This window comes from Comamonas sp. C11 (genome assembly GCF_024496285.1).
GTDB lineage: Bacteria > Pseudomonadota > Gammaproteobacteria > Burkholderiales > Burkholderiaceae_C > Comamonas > Comamonas testosteroni_F.
This window is the reverse complement of record NZ_CP101743.1, coordinates 4,235,112-4,251,144: the sequence shown is the minus strand read 5'-3', so window position 1 is coordinate 4,251,144 and position 16,033 is coordinate 4,235,112. Positions and strand designations below refer to the sequence as shown.

At 63.2% G+C, this 16,033-nt stretch carries 13 protein-coding genes; 5 read left to right on the top strand and 8 right to left on the bottom strand.

The window, feature by feature from the left end:
• Genes NOX35_RS19420 through hemC form a run of 3 tightly spaced genes read right to left on the bottom strand, consistent with a single transcriptional unit; the run spans nucleotide 1 to nucleotide 2,916 of the window.
• Complete coding sequence (locus NOX35_RS19420) at nucleotides 1–1,116, bottom strand: uroporphyrinogen-III C-methyltransferase (protein ID WP_182283741.1); 1,116 nt, start codon at nucleotides 1,114–1,116, stop codon at nucleotides 1–3.
• The gene (locus NOX35_RS19415) at nucleotides 1,113–1,958 is read right to left on the bottom strand and encodes a uroporphyrinogen-III synthase (protein WP_182283740.1); all 846 of its coding nucleotides are present in this window, start codon (nucleotides 1,956–1,958) and stop codon (nucleotides 1,113–1,115) included. Before NOX35_RS19415 ends, NOX35_RS19420 begins: the two co-directional genes overlap by 4 nt.
• Before the next feature lie 13 nt (nucleotides 1,959–1,971).
• Entirely contained in the window at nucleotides 1,972–2,916 is a 945-nt protein-coding gene (gene hemC / locus NOX35_RS19410; protein WP_182283739.1) for a hydroxymethylbilane synthase, read from the bottom strand.
• Between the two features lie 78 nt (nucleotides 2,917–2,994).
• Here hemC and ppc point away from each other — a divergent pair, with 78 nt between their 5' ends.
• Entirely contained in the window at nucleotides 2,995–5,844 is a 2,850-nt protein-coding gene (gene ppc, locus NOX35_RS19405; protein ID WP_182283738.1) for a phosphoenolpyruvate carboxylase, read from the top strand.
• A 408-nt stretch (nucleotides 5,845–6,252) separates the two neighbouring features.
• Here ppc and flhC read toward each other — a convergent pair whose 3' ends face one another.
• From flhC to NOX35_RS19380, 5 genes are all read right to left on the bottom strand, one after another.
• Nucleotides 6,253–6,804 carry a flagellar transcriptional regulator FlhC gene (gene flhC, locus NOX35_RS19400; RefSeq protein WP_003052834.1) on the bottom strand — a complete coding sequence of 184 codons (552 nt, stop codon included), beginning with the start codon at nucleotides 6,802–6,804 and terminating at the stop codon, nucleotides 6,253–6,255.
• Nucleotides 6,805–6,842: 38 nt separating this feature from the next.
• A complete protein-coding gene (gene flhD, locus NOX35_RS19395; RefSeq protein WP_003069145.1) occupies nucleotides 6,843–7,169 on the bottom strand; it encodes a flagellar transcriptional regulator FlhD in 327 nt (108 codons plus the stop codon).
• A gap of 644 nt (nucleotides 7,170–7,813) precedes the next feature.
• Nucleotides 7,814–8,725, bottom strand: a complete 912-nt coding sequence (locus tag NOX35_RS19390; protein ID WP_256494418.1) for a sulfurtransferase — start codon at nucleotides 8,723–8,725, stop codon at nucleotides 7,814–7,816.
• A gap of 207 nt (nucleotides 8,726–8,932) precedes the next feature.
• Nucleotides 8,933–9,847, bottom strand: a complete 915-nt coding sequence (locus NOX35_RS19385) for a DMT family transporter (protein WP_182283736.1) — start codon at nucleotides 9,845–9,847, stop codon at nucleotides 8,933–8,935.
• An 83-nt stretch (nucleotides 9,848–9,930) separates the two neighbouring features.
• Nucleotides 9,931–11,070 (bottom strand): aromatic ring-hydroxylating dioxygenase subunit alpha, encoded by a 1,140-nt coding sequence (locus NOX35_RS19380; RefSeq protein ID WP_256494417.1) that lies wholly within the window; start codon nucleotides 11,068–11,070, stop codon nucleotides 9,931–9,933.
• Nucleotides 11,071–11,504: 434 nt separating this feature from the next.
• Between NOX35_RS19380 and xseB the strand changes: the two genes are divergently transcribed.
• The 4 genes from xseB (at nucleotide 11,505) to dctP (ending at nucleotide 15,955) form a co-directional block, all read left to right on the top strand.
• The gene (gene xseB, locus NOX35_RS19375; protein ID WP_182287270.1) at nucleotides 11,505–11,744 is read left to right on the top strand and encodes an exodeoxyribonuclease VII small subunit; all 240 of its coding nucleotides are present in this window, start codon (nucleotides 11,505–11,507) and stop codon (nucleotides 11,742–11,744) included.
• A 38-nt stretch (nucleotides 11,745–11,782) separates the two neighbouring features.
• A complete protein-coding gene (locus NOX35_RS19370; protein ID WP_182283734.1) occupies nucleotides 11,783–12,724 on the top strand; it encodes a polyprenyl synthetase family protein in 942 nt (313 codons plus the stop codon).
• A 65-nt stretch (nucleotides 12,725–12,789) separates the two neighbouring features.
• Nucleotides 12,790–14,658 carry a 1-deoxy-D-xylulose-5-phosphate synthase gene (gene dxs, locus NOX35_RS19365; RefSeq protein ID WP_182283733.1) on the top strand — a complete coding sequence of 623 codons (1,869 nt, stop codon included), beginning with the start codon at nucleotides 12,790–12,792 and terminating at the stop codon, nucleotides 14,656–14,658.
• Between the two features lie 214 nt (nucleotides 14,659–14,872).
• Entirely contained in the window at nucleotides 14,873–15,955 is a 1,083-nt protein-coding gene (gene dctP / locus NOX35_RS19360) for a TRAP transporter substrate-binding protein DctP (protein WP_256494415.1), read from the top strand.
• The last annotated feature ends 78 nt before the right edge of the window (nucleotides 15,956–16,033 follow it).

Sequence of the window (16,033 nt, the reverse complement as noted above, 5' to 3'; positions counted from 1 at the left end):
TTAGCGGCCGGCGGCCGCTGTGGTCAGAGCGTTCAGCGTGTCTTCAAGCTCCACGCGTCCGCCCGCATGCAGATTGGCCTGAATCTGCTGCAACTGCGCCTGGGCGATCTGGGTGCGCCGCGAGCGTGCATCAAAGTATTTGTTGAGCAGGGTGCCAGCAGCGCTCAGGTCGGCGCGCGCCGATTCCCACTGGCGCGACAGCAGGGCCAGACGAGCGTTGAGCAGTTGCAGCTTGAGGTTCTCGCGCAGGAAATAGCCCTGCTCGGGGGCCAGCAGGGCCACCTCGGGGTGATCGATACGGCGCACGCGCACCAGATCGGCCGCGCCATCCTTGAAGGAGTCCCAGACCCGCTGACCCTGGCCTTGCCACCAGATCCACTGCGTAGGGGAGATGCCGGCTTCCTCGGGCGTGTCATGGGCGGCCGCCGTCTTGCGGGGTTGGGCATCGCGCGCGCGCGGGCGACCCACATCGTTGATCAGAGCCAGGTCATCCACCTGGCGAATCAGGTCTTCGATACGGCTGAGCACCCCCGTGGTGTCCGTCACACTCATGCGCGAGAGCTTGTCCAGATCCAGATCGATGGCGCGCACCACCGGGGCCAGGCGTGGCTGGGCCGTGCTTTCCACGCGCTTTCTGGCTGATTTGAGGCTCGCCACCAATGGCTGGAGGCTGCCCGAGAGTTCAGCCTGTTGCTGGGCCATGCGTACCGAGGATTCGATATCAGCCACCAGGTTTTCATCGCGCGAGCGCGACATGCTCTGCATCAGTTCCTCGAGCTGGTTGCGCTGCAGGCTGAGTTCGGCCACACGCGCCTCCATCACGGAGACACGCGCTGCGCTGTCGCGAGCCAGATCCTGAGCGTCCTTGGCCAGGGTACGAGCCTCCACCGACTGCGCGCCGGACTGCGCCGACTGGCGCGCCAGCTGCTCCTGCATATTGCCCACGCGCTGCCACAGCATGCCGCAGGCGACCAGGGCTGCGGCAGCCACCGCTCCCAGCGTCAGCACCAGAGCCGTGGGCGCGCCCCGCCCGGTCTGAGCGGAGGCGGGATGGTCCTGGCTGGGCGGTGGGGCTATGGGTTGCTTGTCGGAGGTGGGGATGGCATCGGAGCTCATAGAGCCGATTCTATAGACGCAACTACATCGTCCAGACTTGGACGACTGTGCAAAACCCGACCGAAACCTGCTGAAAGTGCTTTGCTGGCAATGCGTTCATGGGTGGTGAGCGCTAACCCCGAGTGCCATTGCTGCTGGGGCAGCAGCTGTTGCAGGTTGGCAACAGCTTCCGAGCTGCTGAACAGCCACAGGCTGCCGTCGCTGGCGGCTTGCCGGGCCAGATCCAGCTGTTGCGCCGTCCATGGCGGAAGCTGGCGCTCATACACGGCCAGCAGTTCCACCTCGGCCCCGGCTTCGCGCAGCCGGGCTGCCAGCCAGTCACGGCCTGCGCCTTGTGTGGACGGGATTGGCATGCCGGCATTGCCGATGACGGGAGCGGTCGCAGGGCTGGTGCCGCGCACGATCAGCACGCGGTCTCCGGCTCGAACCTGGCCCTGCACGTTCTGCCACAGCGCTTCGGACTCGAACTGGGCGGCATCGGGGGAGGGACCGTCGATCTGGCGGGAGCTCAACCCGAGCTCCAGCAAGGCACGCTCCGTACCCGGACCCGGAGTCCAAGCTCTTGTATCAGGAGCTAGTAGCGCTTGACCAGTATGTGTTTGAGGTGAATTCTGTGCAAAAAAATACTGCGCCGCATTGCCGCTGACAAACATCACGGCCCGGTAGTGACCGGGTTTCAGCGCCCATTGGCGCGCCCTCAGCAGAGCCTGGTGTGCAGCCGGGTCTGTGCAGGGCCCTATGCCTATCAGCGGCAAGGCCTCGGCCTGCAGGCCGCGGGCGCGAAACGCATCGACCCAGGGTTTCGCATCATGCAAGGGGCGGGTGACCAGAACGCGGCGCATGGGCAGGCGCGGCTCAGTCCTGCCTGGGCGCCGCAGGCACGGCCCCTGCAGCCTGCAGCTGCGCGGCCAGTTGCTCGCCCAGAGCGTTGGCGCTGGCAAAGTCCGTGACGCTGGCGCTGGCCTGCACGCGCACCAGGCCCTTGCTGCCCTCCATATCGCCCCAGGCCGCATCCATGTGCAGGGTGTCGCCTTCAAAGCGGCCGTAGGCGGCCAGCGGCATGGAGCAGCTGCCGCCCATGCAGCGGCTGACGGCGCGCTCGGCAGTCACGGTCAGCCAGGTGGGCATATGGGCCAGCGGAGCCAGGGCGTCAATGATGTCCTGACGGTCGGCGCGCACCTCGATGCCCAATGCGCCCTGACCGGCGGCGGGCAGCATCTGGGCCGGCTCGAACCTGGCGCGGATGCGCTCGCTCATCTCCAGGCGCATCAGGCCGGCGGCTGCCAGCACGATGGCGTCGTACTGGCCTTCGTCGAGCTTGCGCAGGCGGGTGTTGACATTGCCGCGCAGGGCCTCGATCCTGAGGTCGGGGCGCAGCGCCTGCAGCAGGGCCTGGCGGCGCAGGCTGGAGGTGCCGACCACGGCACCCTGGGGCAGCTCGTCCAGCGATGCATATCGGTTGGAGACAAAGGCGTCGCGCGGGTCTTCGCGCGTCATCACGCAGGCCAGCACAAAGCCCTCGGGCAGCTCCATGGGCACATCCTTCAAGGAATGCACGGCCAGATCGGCGCGGCCTTCCTCGAGAGCCACTTCAAGCTCCTTGACGAACAGACCCTTGCCACCCACCTTGGACAGGGCTCGGTCCAGAATCTGGTCGCCCTTGGTCGTCATCCCCAGCAGATCGACGCTGTGGCCGCGCCCGCGCAAGATCGCCTGCACATGCTCGGCCTGCCACATGGCCAGCTGGCTCTCACGTGTGGCAATGACGATAGATGTGGGTGAGGATGCAGAAAATTTCATGACGACGCGGTCTCAAGCGGGTAACGGGGAATGCTAGCATGGCAAGTTGCCCTATACCGTGCCCAAGGAGAATAGTTCATGCCTTCCGCCCGCCCCAAGAGCGCCGCACATACAGACAAACATGGCGACAAGCCGGTGCGCAAGACCGACAAGGATTTGCCGCTGATCGAGGACATACGGCTGCTGGGGCGCATTCTGGGCGACGTGATTCGCGAGCAGGAAGGCGGGCCGGCCTATGAGCTGGTCGAGCAGGTGCGCCAGCTATCGGTGGCCTTCCGGCGCGATGCCGACGAAGCGGCCGACAAGGCGCTCAAGAAGCTGCTCAAGGGCCTTTCCAGCGATCAGACGGTGAGCGTGATTCGCGCCTTCACCTATTTCTCGCACCTGGCCAATCTGGCCGAAGACCGCCACCACATCCGCCGCCGCGCCGTGCACGAGCGTGCCGGCAACACGCAGGAAGGCAGCATCGAGGTGGCACTGGCACGCCTGCGCTGGGCGGGCATCTCGACTGCCACCGTGGTCGACACGCTGGCCAAGAGTTTCATCTCGCCCGTGCTGACAGCCCACCCCACCGAGGTGCAGCGCCAGAGCATTCTGACGGCCGAGCGTCGCATTGCACAGTTGCTGGCCGAGCGCGACGACATCCTGATGCGCGCCCAGCTCTACAACAGCGCCAAGGACGCGCTGACCCCGCGCGAGCTGACGCGGGTGGAGGCGCAGCTGCGAGCCTGCGTGGCCCAGCTGTGGCAGACGCGGCTGCTGCGCCATTCCAAGCTGACGGTGGCCGACGAGATCGAGAACGCCCTGTCCTATTACGAGGCCACGTTCCTGCAGGAGATCCCCAAGATCTACGAGCAGCTGGAGCAGGAACTGGGCGAGAAGCTGCCCGAGCAGAGCTTTTTGCGCATGGGCCAATGGATTGGCGGCGACCGTGACGGCAACCCCTTTGTGACGGCCGATAGTCTGGAGCTGGCCCTGTCGCGCCAGGCCGACGTGGCACTGCGTCACTATCTGCGCGAGGTGCACTATCTGGGCGGCGAGCTGTCACTGTCGGCCAATCTGGTGGACATCACGCCCGAGATGCAGGCACTGGCCGATGCTTCGCCCGACCACAATGTGCACCGCAGCGATGAGCCCTATCGCCGGGCGCTGACGGGCATCTATGCGCGGCTGGCCGCTACGCTCAGGCAGCTGACGGGCGGCGAGGCGGCACGCCACGCCGTGGCGCCGCAGAATGCCTATGCATCGGCCGACGCCTTTCTGGCCGATCTGCAGATCATCGACGACTCGCTGTCGCGCTATCACGGCGATGCCCTGGCGCCGCAGCGCCTGCGCCCGCTGATGCGTGCGGTGCGGGTCTTCGGCTTCTACCTGTCCACGGTGGACCTGCGCCAAAGCTCGGACAAGCACGAAGAAGTGGTGCGCGAGCTGCTCTCGGTCGCCAAGGTCGAGCTCGATTACAGCCTTCTCGAGGAGGATGCCAAATGCGCGCTGCTGGTGCGTCTGCTCGAAGACGCACGCCCTCTGCGCGTGATGGGCGGCGACTACGGCGACCACACGCGCAGCGAGCTGGCCATCTTCGAGACCGCCAAGCGCCTGCGCGAGCGCCTGGGTAGCGAGGCGATTCGCCATTGCATCATCAGCCACACCGAGACCGTCAGCGATCTGCTCGAGGTGCTGCTGCTGCAAAAGGAAGTGGGCCTGCTGCGCGGCACCCTGCAGGACGGTGCGCAATGCGACCTGATCGTGGTGCCGCTGTTCGAGACCATCGAGGATCTGCGCAATGCCGCGCCCATCATGCGCCGCTACTACCAACTGCCCGGCATTGCCGAGCTGGTCAGAAAAAGCGGTGGCGAGCAGGACATCATGCTGGGCTACAGTGACAGCAACAAGGACGGCGGCATCTTCACCAGCAACTGGGAGCTGTACCGGGCCGAGATTGCGCTGGTCGAATTGTTTGACGATCTGGCCGACCACTACGGCATCCGGCTGCGCATGTTCCATGGCCGCGGCGGCACCGTGGGACGTGGCGGCGGCCCCAGCTATCAGGCCATTCTGGCGCAGCCGCCGGGCACGGTGCGCGGTCAGATCCGTCTGACCGAGCAGGGCGAGGTCATCGCCTCCAAATATGCCAACCCCGAGATCGGGCGCCGCAATCTGGAGACCCTGGTGGCCGCCACGCTGGAGGCCACGCTGCTGCAGCCGACCAAGCCGGCGACCAAGGCCTTTCTGGAGGCCGCGGCGTTTCTGTCCGAAGCCAGCATGGCGGCATACCGCGCGCTGGTCTACGAGACTCCGGGCTTTACCAATTACTTCTTCAGCAGCACGCCGATTCGCGAGATCGCCGAACTCAATATCGGCTCGCGCCCTGCATCGCGCAAGGCGACCCAGGCCATCGAGGACTTGCGTGCCATTCCCTGGGGCTTCAGCTGGGGCCAGTGCCGCCTGACGCTGCCGGGCTGGTACGGTTTCGGTTCGGCGATCCAGGCCTTCATCCACCGTCCTGGCAAGGATGCCAAGGCGCAGCTGGCGCTGCTGCAGAAGATGTACCGCCAGTGGCCGTTCTTCCGCACCTTGCTCTCGAATATGGACATGGTGCTGGCCAAGAGCGACCTGAACCTGGCCTCGCGCTACAGCGAGCTGGTGACCGACACGCGCTTGCGTCGCCGCATCTTCGGCGCCATCGAGGCCGAGTGGCAGAGCACGGTGGAGGCGCTCAACCAGATCACGGGCGACAAGCAGCGCCTGGAACACAACTCGGCGCTGGCGCGCTCCATCCGCCACCGCTTCCCCTATATCGATCCGCTCAACCATCTGCAGGTGGAGCTGGTGCGCCGCTGGCGTGCGGGACAGACCGACGACAGGGTCAAGAACGGCATCCATCTGTCCATCAACGGCATTGCTGCCGGAGTGCGCAACACGGGTTGAGGCAGATAATGCAAGCTCCTGAATCAGGAGCTGGTATCGATAATGAATAAAGGGTTTGAGGTATATAAGTACTCAAAACCCTTTTTTGCATGGCGCTACCAGCTATGAAAGTTGATGTGGCGTCAAGCCAGCACGCTTGCACAGCGAGCCATCAAGGCCGGGCACGCTAGAGGCATCGCAGCAGATCATGGGAGATAGGCAGCAACTATAGGAGCTGCCTGCGCCAATGCATAAAGGGTTTGAAGCAGATAAATGCTTCAAACCCTTTTGTGTATGGCGCTAGCAGCTACGAAAGTTGCTATTTAAAACTGACGTGCTCCAAGGCGGAGGCAGCGAGCAAGCGCCGCCGCGCAGCGAGGCCGCCCCCCCAGGGGGAAGCCGCAAAGCGGCTCAGGGGAAGTCAGCCCCTCAGTGAAGCATCAAGGACCCAGCGGCCTTGCTCTTGCCGGCGCGAGCGGGAGGATTGCACAGGCCGCACTGGTAGTGGCGCGCATTCTCGTAAGGCTCGGTCACGAACTGGCCCTTGCAGACCGAGCACTGGGTGCGCGTCAGCATCTGTGCATCGACAAACTTCACCAGGCGCCAGGCGCGGGTAAAGGACAGCAGCACCTCGAGTTCGGCAGCCTGAATCTGTTCGGTATAGAGGCGATAGGCCTTGGTCAGCTGCTCGGCCGAGTCCAGCTCCACGCCCTTGGACAGGTATTCGTAGATATTGAGAAACAGCGAGCTGTGGATGTTTTCCTGCCAGGTCAGAAACCAGTCCGTGGAAAACGGCAGCTGGCCCTTGGAGGGAGACTTGCCCGAGATTTCCTTGTACAGCCGGATCAGGCGTTCATAAGACAGCGTGGTCTCGGACTCCAGCACCTGCATGCGGGCACCCATCTCGATGAGCATGGCGGCGCGCTCGATTTGCTTGGATTCGTTCAGAACGCTTTTGGTGGCAGTCTTGGCGGCGGGCATCAATCTCTCCTTAAAACCAGGTAGTCGCTAGCGGGTGCTCAGAGCACTTCGGAGACACGGCTGGCCATCAGGATGTTGGCGTGCAGCGTATTGGTGGCGGCGTTGCCGATCTTGTTGCTGCTATGGTTGGTCAGCAGGCTCCAGACCATTTCGTCGTCGGCGCGGAAGCTGGCGAGCAAGGTGTTGCGCGATGCCAGCTTGAGCACCTGGGCCGAAGACAGCGAGCCCAGCAGGTCGCAGGACTCTTCGTTCAGACCCAGACGGAACACAGCCTCGGCCTTGTCCTGGCGGATCAGGGTCTGGGCCAGCATCAGATAGGTGAGGTTGGCTTCGCGGATCTCGGCAAGCAGTTGTTCGTTGTTCATGGGTCCAGTCCTTTCAATCTCGACAGACCGTCACGGCGCACACAAACAAGACGTTAAAAGTGTTTCGATCTGTTGAAATGAATTGTGTTTCAAGCCCTGATCGAACTGAAGTCGGGGAGCGTCGGTATCGCCGGTCTGGTTTCACAGGCAGGCATGTAGGATTTCCCTTACTGCCTTGCCGTCTTTCGGGATGACTTGGAGTGCCGGGTGGGGGCTGACATTGCGTCAGGCCGGATTCCACTGGTGCATGTATTGTGAATCTGTCCGGAAGATGACAAACGAGCAAATAGGCGGCTTTTTATTCGGTATCTGATCGCCTATGAAAAAAGGCCGCTGGGATTGCCTGTGATAGCGGCCCGAATTCGGGCAGCCAGGCTGCATCGACATGCGAGTGCGGACAAGGGCCTTGGCCATTGCGCCAAGGCCCGGAGCACCGAGAAGGAGTGGGCTTGGTCTGGCTTGGTCTGGCTTGGTCTGGCCTGGCTTGGCGCTGATCAAGCGCACCGCACCGCACCGAGTTTGCGCCTGTCTGTCGTGATCACCGTGCGCTCTGTCCGTGGCCCAGGGAGCGAAGCCGGCAAGCGCGGGGTGCGGACATGTCAGTTCGAGGCCGGTGCCTGACGCGACACCGGCATGCGATAGGTTCAGCCCCGCTCGGCCGGCCGCGAAGGCTGGCTGCACCACTCGCTCCAGCTGCCGGCAAACAAGGCCGTGGGCGCAAAGCCGGCAATGCGCATGGCCAGCACATTGGGGGTGGCGCTGACGCCGCTGCCGCACTGGTGCACCACGCTGGAGGGATCGCGTCCGGCCAGCAACTGGTCAAACTCGGCCTTGAGCAGCGCTGCGGGCTTGAAGCGTCCGTCGGCGGCGATATTGCTGCTGAACGGGCGATTCAGCGCACCCGGAATATGGCCTGCCACCGGGTCCAGGGGCTCTACCTCGCCGCGGTAGCGGGCCGGGGCCCGGGCATCGATGAGGGTCTGGGTGGCCTGACCCAGATCGGCCTCGACCTGATCTACGGTCTTGAGCGTCTCCAGCGGCTGGCCCAGTTCAAAGTTGGACTGGAAATGGCCGGGCTCTTCCCCGCTGCCCACCGCCTGGCCGGCCGCCTGCCAGGCCTGCAGTCCTCCATCAAGCACCGCCACGGAATCGTGGCCCGCCCAGCGCAGCATCCACCACAGGCGGCCGCAGTAATTGGCAGCGTTGCGGTCGTAGACCACGGCCTGCATATTGTTGGCAAAGCCTATGGACGACAGCCAGGCGGAAAAGCGCTCGCGCGTGGGCAGGGGGTGGCGGCCACCGGAGGCCGACTGCACGCTGGTGGCAACCTGGCCGTCTTCGCCGGGCGCTCCGTGCGGTGCGCTGAGGTCTTTGTCCAGATCGGCGAACAGGGCACCATCGATATGGACCTGCAGATACTGCTCGCGGCCGGCGGGCGGATTCATGAGGTCAAAGCTGCAGTCAAACACCATCAAGGGCTTGCCGCTGGCCTTGAGCCGGGCCAGCTGTTCGACGGAAATCAGGGTGTTGTAGTGCTCGGACGTCGAGTGGTTCATGGCTTGCTGCTCCAAAGATTGAACGGCTGCAGACGGCATGGCGTGCAGTCTTGCGGCATGCAGACCATTATGCGATCGGGCCGTAGCGCCGGTGCCCCGCCGCTTCATTGTTTGGATATGGCAAGCCGCGCAGATCCGGCGTGGACTGCGCGGCAGGCTGGGGCTGCTCACGTGCATGGCGAAGGCGCCAGGCACCGCTGGCACGGGCTAGCCCCTGGAGCGCAAGGCGGTTGCTGCGGCTCCGCTGGCGACGATGAGCGCGATGCCTCCCCAGCCGATCAGGGGGATGCTCTCGCCGAACAGCACCAGGCTGAGCAGGGCGGCAAACACAATGCCCGAGTACTGCAGATTGGCGACGACCAGGGTGTTGGTCTTGCTGCCGGCCGAGGCATAGGCCTTGGTCATGCAGACCTGGGCCACGGCGGCCAGCACGCCCACGGGCACCAGCCACAGCGCGCTCCAGCCGGGGAAGGGCGAGATGCCGGTGAACAGCATGGTGATGCCGCCGGCAACGGCCGAGCCCACCGAGAAATAGAACACCACGCGGGTTTCAGGCTCACCCAGGCGCGACAGCGTGGTCACCTGCATATATGCCATGGCCGCAAACATGCCGCCAAACAGGCCGCCGAGCGCAGCCACCCATTCGCTGGCCGGGGCACTGGTCGGGCGCAGCACCAGCAGCACGCCGACAAAACCCGCCACCACCGTGGACACCAGGCCCCAGGGGAAGGGCGGAATGGCGCGGCGGGTTTCGGGCTCGGCCGCATAGGATTTGCGAAGGGTATGGCGCATCCACAGGCCCTGTGCGATGAGAAACACCGCCATCCAGATGCTGCTCATGGAGTTCAGCGTGGTGGCCGTGGCCAGCGGCAGATGGCCGATGGCGTAGAACCAGGCACCCATGGAGATCACGCCGACAAAGCTGCGCCAGGCATGCTCGCGCGAGTACTGGGTGGTCAGCGTCACGCCGCTGCGCCTGGCCAGCCAGATCAGCAGCGCCATGCTGACCAGACCGCGGTAGAACACGATCTCCGCCGCATTGAAGTCCTGGGAGGCAAACTTCACACACACACTCATGACCGCAAAAATCAACGCGGCCAACACCATCCACAGGGCTTGCATATCTCACTCAATTCAGCATAAAAAATAGCTGCTGTGCTTATGGGGTAAGCGATAGCAGCTATCAGTCTTGAGGTTTACCTCATTCAGCGTTGGGGAACGCTGTCACCCATGATGCGGCGATACCACTCATGGAAATGTTGCATGCCGTCTTCCATGGGGCTCTGATAGGGGCCGACCTCGTTGTCGCCGCGTTCATACAGGGCCTTGCGGCCACCGTCCATGCGTTCGGCGATCTCGTCGTCCTCGATGCAGGTTTCCATGTAGGCGGCCTTCTGGGCCTGCACGAACTCGGGCTCGAAGGCGGCGATTTCCTCGGGGTAGAAGAACTCCACCACGTTCAGCGTCCTGTCCACGGCCAGCGGGTGCAGTGTCGAGACGGTCAGCACATGCGGATACCACTCCACCATGATGTGCGGGTAGTAGGTCAGCCAGATGGCGCCGCGATCGGGCAGCTCGCCGTTGCGGTAGGCCAGCAGCACCTCGTGCCACTTCTTGTAGATGTCCGAGCCCGGGTTGCCGAAGCTCGGAGCCACGCCCACGGTCTGCACCGAGTACTCGCTGGCGAATTCCCACTTCAGATCGTCGCAGGTGACGAAGTTGCCCAGACCGGGGTGGAAGGGGCCGACGTGATAGTCCTCCAGATAGACCTCGATAAAGGTCTTCCAGTTGTAGTTGCACTCGTGCATCTCGACATGGTCGAGCACAAAGCCGTCGAACCGGAGCTGCTCGCGCAGCTTCATGCCGGCCAGATCGGCCTCGATGTCGCGGCCGTTGTCCTCGAACAGCAGTCCGTTCCACTCGCGCAGCGGGTAGTTGTTGAGGTTCAGGCAGGGGTCGTGGCTGAAATGCGGGGCGCCCAGCAGCTCGCCGCTGGTGCTGTAGGTCCAGCGGTGCAGCGGGCAGACGATGTTGCCGCCGGCATGGCCCTTGCCTTCGGACAGCAGATTGCCGCGACCCTTGAGCATCACGGCCTGGCGGTGACGGCAGACGTTGGAGATCAGCTCGATCTCGCCTTTGGCATTGCGTACCAGCGCTCGCCCCTCTTTTTCCTGAGGCAGGGCGTAGTAGTCGCCTATCTCGGGAACGGCCAGCTGGTGGCCCACGTAGCGCGGGCCGCGCTTGAAGATCGTTTCCAACTCGCGCTGGAACAGCGCTTCGTCGAAATAACTTGAAACTGGTAGTTGGCTTGCGGCCTGCTGCAGTTGAAGACTTAAATCAGTCATGGATGACCTGACCTAAAGACTCCCCACAGGGAGGGTGCACGTGCGCACACGGTAAAAAACGAAACCGGCCTTGTCTGGACATGGGCCTCAGGCAATAGGCGGTGGCGCATGGCCTGCCGACTCGTTTGCCCGACCAGGATGACCAGGCACGGGGCCGGCTTGACGGGAATGGGATTATAGGCTGTGGGGTTATTTCCGTTTTTCTGGTACGTGTATTGACGTTGTTTCGTCCATGGGTCGGTGGCTCCTGTCAGAAAGCTGCCAGCCACTCGCAAACCGCGGCAGGTCGTCAGGAAGGCCGGCGCGGACAGTGTCGACCTGGCCGGAGGTCACATCCAAGACATCTCGCGCCAGCCGGCTTTGCGGGCATTGCGCGCCAATGGTGCAGGGGCGCCTAAAATCGTCGCTTCCGTCCAACATTGACCACACCATCCATGCCCAAGGCCGCTGCCGCCAAAAAATCTGAACAGCCTGCCAGCTATGAAGCTGCCTTGCAGGAGCTGGAGCAACTGATTGCACAGATCGAATCCGGTCAGCTGCCGCTGGAGCAGATGCTCAGCGGCTACCAGCGCGCTGCGGAGCTGCTTGGTTTTTGCCGCAGCCAGCTCGAGGCCGTGCAGGAGCAGGTCAAGGTATTGGACGAAGGCAAGCTATCTGCCTGGACCCAGGACTGATCCCGGCGTCCGCGCTTTTTGCCTTGAAGATGCAGCCCATGAATGAATCAATGATTGCCGAACCATCGATGCCTTTGAACGAGGGCAAGCCTGCCCTTGATTTTTCCGTCTGGATGCAGGAGCGACTGGCGCGCACCGAAGACGCGCTGTCGCGCTGGGTGGGCATCAATGCACCAGCGGGTCTGGGCGAAGCCATGCGCTACGCCGTGCTTGATGGCGGCAAGCGCTTGCGACCGCTGCTGGTCTGGGCGGCAGCGGAGGCGGTAGGTGGTCTGGCTGCGGCCACGCTGCGCGCCGGTTGCGCCGTTGAGCTGATTCACGCTTATTCCCTGGTCCACGACGACATGCCCTGCATGGACAACGACACCATGCGTCGTGGCAAGCCCACCGTGCATGTGCAGTTTGGCGAAGCCTCGGCCCTGCTGGCCGGCGATGCTCTGCAGGCCTTGGCGTTCGAGCTGCTGCTGCCTGAAGACGAAGGCATTCCCTGCTCCATGCAGGCCAGGCTGTGCCGCCTGCTGGGCGCGGCGGCGGGCAGCCAGGGCATGGCCGGCGGCCAGGCCATCGACCTGGCCAGCGTGGGCAGGCAACTGAGCGAGGCGCAACTGCGCGAAATGCACCGCCTCAAGACCGGTGCGCTGCTGCTGGGCAGCGTGCTCATGGGGGCTGCCTGCAATGCGCAGACCGATGCCAGGGCACTGGTCGCGCTGACTGACTATGGTCAGGCGCTGGGCGTGGCTTTCCAGGTGGTGGACGACATTCTGGATGTGGTGGCTGACTCGGCAACGCTGGGCAAGACGGCCGGCAAGGACGCGGCCAATGACAAGCCCACTTTCGTGTCGCTGCTGGGGCTGGAGGCCGCGAGAGCCCATGCCGAGCAGTTGCGTCAGCAGGCTCATGCTGCACTGACGCGCAGCGGTCTGGCCGACACGCAGGCCTTGGGTGCACTGGCTGATATGGTCGTGCAGCGCACCCACTGAGATTTAATAGAGAAGCCCTGTAATCCAGTATTGGTAAACACTAGCAGCTATTAAAAATATAGAACATGTCCACGAATACCTCTTCCCTGCTGCACAACATCAACGATCCCGCAGATATGCGCCGTCTCTCGCGCTCCCAGCTCAAGAGCCTGGCCGCAGAGCTGCGCACCTATGTGATCGACAGCGTTTCCAGGACCGGCGGGCACCTCAGCTCCAATCTGGGGACGGTGGAGTTGACCGTGGCGCTGCACTCGGTGTTCAACACACCCTATGACCGCATCGTCTGGGACGTGGGCCACCAGACCTATCCGCACAAGATATTGACCGGCCGCCGCGATCGCATGGGCACGCTGCGCCAGTTCGGCGGCCTGTCCGGTTTTCCCCAGCGGGCCGAGAGTGAATACGACACCTTTGGCACAGCGCACTCGTCCACCAGCATCTCTGCGGCGCTGGGCATGGCTCTGGCTGCCAAGCAAAAGGGCGAAGACCGACGGGCCATTGCCGTGATCGGTGATGGCGCAATGACGGCCGGCATGGCTTTCGAGGCGCTGAACAATGGCGGCGTGCATGATGCCAACCTGCTGGTCATCCTCAATGACAACGACATGAGCATCAGCCCGCCCGTGGGGGCGCTCAATCGCTATCTGGCTCAGCTGATGAGTGGTCAGTTCTACGCCAAGGCCCGCGATGTGGGCAAGAGCGTCCTGAAGCAGGTGCCGCCCTTGCTGGAGCTGGCCAAGCGTCTGGAGCAACAGGCCAAGGGCATGGTCGTGCCTGCCACCATGTTCGAGCAGTTCGGCTTCAACTACATCGGTCCCATCGACGGCCATGACCTCGATTCGCTGATTCCCACGCTGGAGAACATCAAGGGTCTCAAGGGCCCGCAGTTTCTGCATGTGGTCACCAAAAAGGGTCAAGGCTACAAGCTGGCAGAGGCCGACCCCGTGGCCTATCACGGCCCAGGGAAATTCGACCCTGCCGTCGGTCTGGTCAAGCCAGCCACGCCTGCCAAGCAGACCTTCACCCAGGTTTTCGGGCACTGGCTATGCGATATGGCGGCCAAGGATCAGCGTCTGGTCGGCATCACGCCTGCCATGCGCGAGGGCTCGGGCATGGTGGAATTCCACAAGCGCTTTCCCGGCCGCTACTACGACGTGGGCATTGCCGAGCAGCATGCAGTCACTTTCGCTGGCGGCATGGCCTGCGAAGGCGTCAAGCCGGTGGTCGCCATCTATTCCACCTTTTTGCAGCGTGCCTATGACCAGTTGATCCACGACGTTGCGCTGCAGAACCTGCCCGTGGTGTTTGCGCTGGACCGCGCTGGTCTGGTGGGCGCTGACGGTGCCACGCACGCCGGTGCTTATGACATCGCTTTTGTGCGCTGCATTCCCAATATGAGCATGGCCTGCCCGGCCGACGAACGTGAAACACGCCAGTTGCTGACCACGGCCTATGAGCAGCATCACCCTGTCTGCGTGCGCTATCCGCGCGGCGCAGGTGTGGGCGTGACTCCGCTGGACAATCTGGAAGGTTTGCCCTTCGGCAAGGGCGAGATGCGCCGTGAGTCAGCTTCCAAAAAGGTGGCGATTCTGGCCTTCGGCAGCTTGCTGTACCCGGCCTTGCAGGCCGCCGAGGCCTTGGATGCCAGCGTGGCCAATATGCGCTGGGCCAAGCCTCTCGATGAAGAATTGTTGCTCCGGATCGCCGCCGAGCATGAACTCATCGTCACGCTGGAAGAAGGTTGCGTCATGGGCGGCGCGGGCAGTGCCGTCATGGAATGCCTTGCCGCCCATGGCCTGAGCAAGAGCGTGCTGCAACTGGGTCTGCCCGACGAGTTCATCGAGCATGGCGACCCCGCCAAGCTGCTTGCGCTGCAGGGGCTTGATGCCGCAGGCATCGAGGCCTCCATCCGCAAGCGTCTGGCTGCGGGCTGACGCAAGATGGACTTGGCTTGCGCAAGTCCAATGGATTGACACCGGGCCCTTCTATGAAGGGCCTTTTTCATTGCTTGTCGTCAAGAAAACTGACGGCAACCGTGAATCGCCACACGGCCGGCGTCTGCGTTCCTAGAATGCCTGTGGCTGTCGGCCTGTGATCAGACTGTTGCAGCCGGCTTGGCAATAGACAACTACTAGCGGAGAAATATTCATGGATCGTCGCTCACTCGTCAAACATGTGGGCATGGCCGGTGTGCTGGCAGCGGGCGTGGCTCCTGCGGTGCGCAGCCAGGAAGTGCTGCGCTGGCGCCTGGTGACGAGTTTTCCCAAAGTCCTGGACGCCATCTCTGGCGGGGCCGAGAAATTTGCGCAGTCGCTGCGCCTCATGTCAGGCGGCCAGATCGAGGTCAGCGTGCACTCTGCCGGCGAGCTGATGCCCGCGTTTGGCGTGATGGAGGGCGTGCAAAATGGCATGGTCGACATGGCCCTGACGGCACCGTACTACTTCACCGACAAGGACTACTGCTTTGCACTGGGTTGTGCCGTGCCCTTCGGTCTGACGGCGCGGCAGATGGATGCCTGGATGGAATATGGCGGTGGGCGCAAGCTCATGGATGATTTCTACGCCCAGTACAACATCAAGAGTCTGAGTGCCGGCAATACCGGCACGCAGATGGGAGGGTGGTACCGCAAGGAAATCAAGACCGTGCAGGATCTGCACGGCCTGCGCATGCGCGCCGGCGGCGGCTTGCTGGGCGATGCGCTGCAAAAGCTGGGAGTGCAGGCTGTCAACATGCCTATTGGCGACGCACAGCAGGCCCTGGAAAAAGGTCGTCTCGATGCTGTGGAATTTGTCGGCCCCTATGACGACCAGAAGCTGGGCTTCGGCAAGTTCGCGCCTTACTACTACTATCCGGGCTGGTGGGAGGGGGGCGCCGAGCTGGCCTATTTCATCAATGCCAAGGCCTTTGCTGCCCTGACGCCCGAGTTGCGCGCCATGGTGGAGGCTGCAGCGGCGCTGGCCGCCAAGGATCTGACAGCCAAGTACCTGGCCTACAACCCTGCAGCGCTCAAGAAGCTGCTCAGCGAACGCGTGCAACTGCGAGCCTTTCCGCGCGAGCTCATGGATGCAGGGTTCAAGGCCGTGATGGCCACCATGGCCGAGCATGAAGGCAAGTCGGCACAGTTCAAGAAAATTCACAGAAGCATGCGCGGATTTCAGCATGACCAGTTGCTCTGGGACCGTTTCTCCGAGTTCCGCTATGCCAGCTACATGAGTGCGGTACGGCTGTAGTGAGTGATTGTTTTCAATCGGGTGCCAGGCTTGATGCGCATCACTAGGTAGAACTTCTTAAGCGAACGGTCACTTTTT

Excerpts from the sequence above, each read along its gene's own strand:
- NOX35_RS19420 (WP_182283741.1), bottom strand. The coding sequence starts at position 1,116 with ATGAGCTCCGATGCCATCCCCACCTCCGACAAGCAACCCATAGCCCCA.
- NOX35_RS19415 (WP_182283740.1), bottom strand. The coding sequence starts at position 1,958 with ATGCGCCGCGTTCTGGTCACCCGCCCCTTGCATGATGCGAAACCCTGG.
- hemC (WP_182283739.1), bottom strand. The coding sequence starts at position 2,916 with ATGAAATTTTCTGCATCCTCACCCACATCTATCGTCATTGCCACACGT.
- ppc (WP_182283738.1), top strand. The coding sequence starts at position 2,995 with ATGCCTTCCGCCCGCCCCAAGAGCGCCGCACATACAGACAAACATGGC.
- flhC (WP_003052834.1), bottom strand. The coding sequence starts at position 6,804 with ATGCCCGCCGCCAAGACTGCCACCAAAAGCGTTCTGAACGAATCCAAG.
- flhD (WP_003069145.1), bottom strand. The coding sequence starts at position 7,169 with ATGAACAACGAACAACTGCTTGCCGAGATCCGCGAAGCCAACCTCACC.
- NOX35_RS19390 (WP_256494418.1), bottom strand. The coding sequence starts at position 8,725 with ATGAACCACTCGACGTCCGAGCACTACAACACCCTGATTTCCGTCGAA.
- NOX35_RS19385 (WP_182283736.1), bottom strand. The coding sequence starts at position 9,847 with ATGCAAGCCCTGTGGATGGTGTTGGCCGCGTTGATTTTTGCGGTCATG.
- NOX35_RS19380 (WP_256494417.1), bottom strand. The coding sequence starts at position 11,070 with ATGACTGATTTAAGTCTTCAACTGCAGCAGGCCGCAAGCCAACTACCA.
- xseB (WP_182287270.1), top strand. The coding sequence starts at position 11,505 with ATGCCCAAGGCCGCTGCCGCCAAAAAATCTGAACAGCCTGCCAGCTAT.
- NOX35_RS19370 (WP_182283734.1), top strand. The coding sequence starts at position 11,783 with ATGAATGAATCAATGATTGCCGAACCATCGATGCCTTTGAACGAGGGC.
- dxs (WP_182283733.1), top strand. The coding sequence starts at position 12,790 with ATGTCCACGAATACCTCTTCCCTGCTGCACAACATCAACGATCCCGCA.
- dctP (WP_256494415.1), top strand. The coding sequence starts at position 14,873 with ATGGATCGTCGCTCACTCGTCAAACATGTGGGCATGGCCGGTGTGCTG.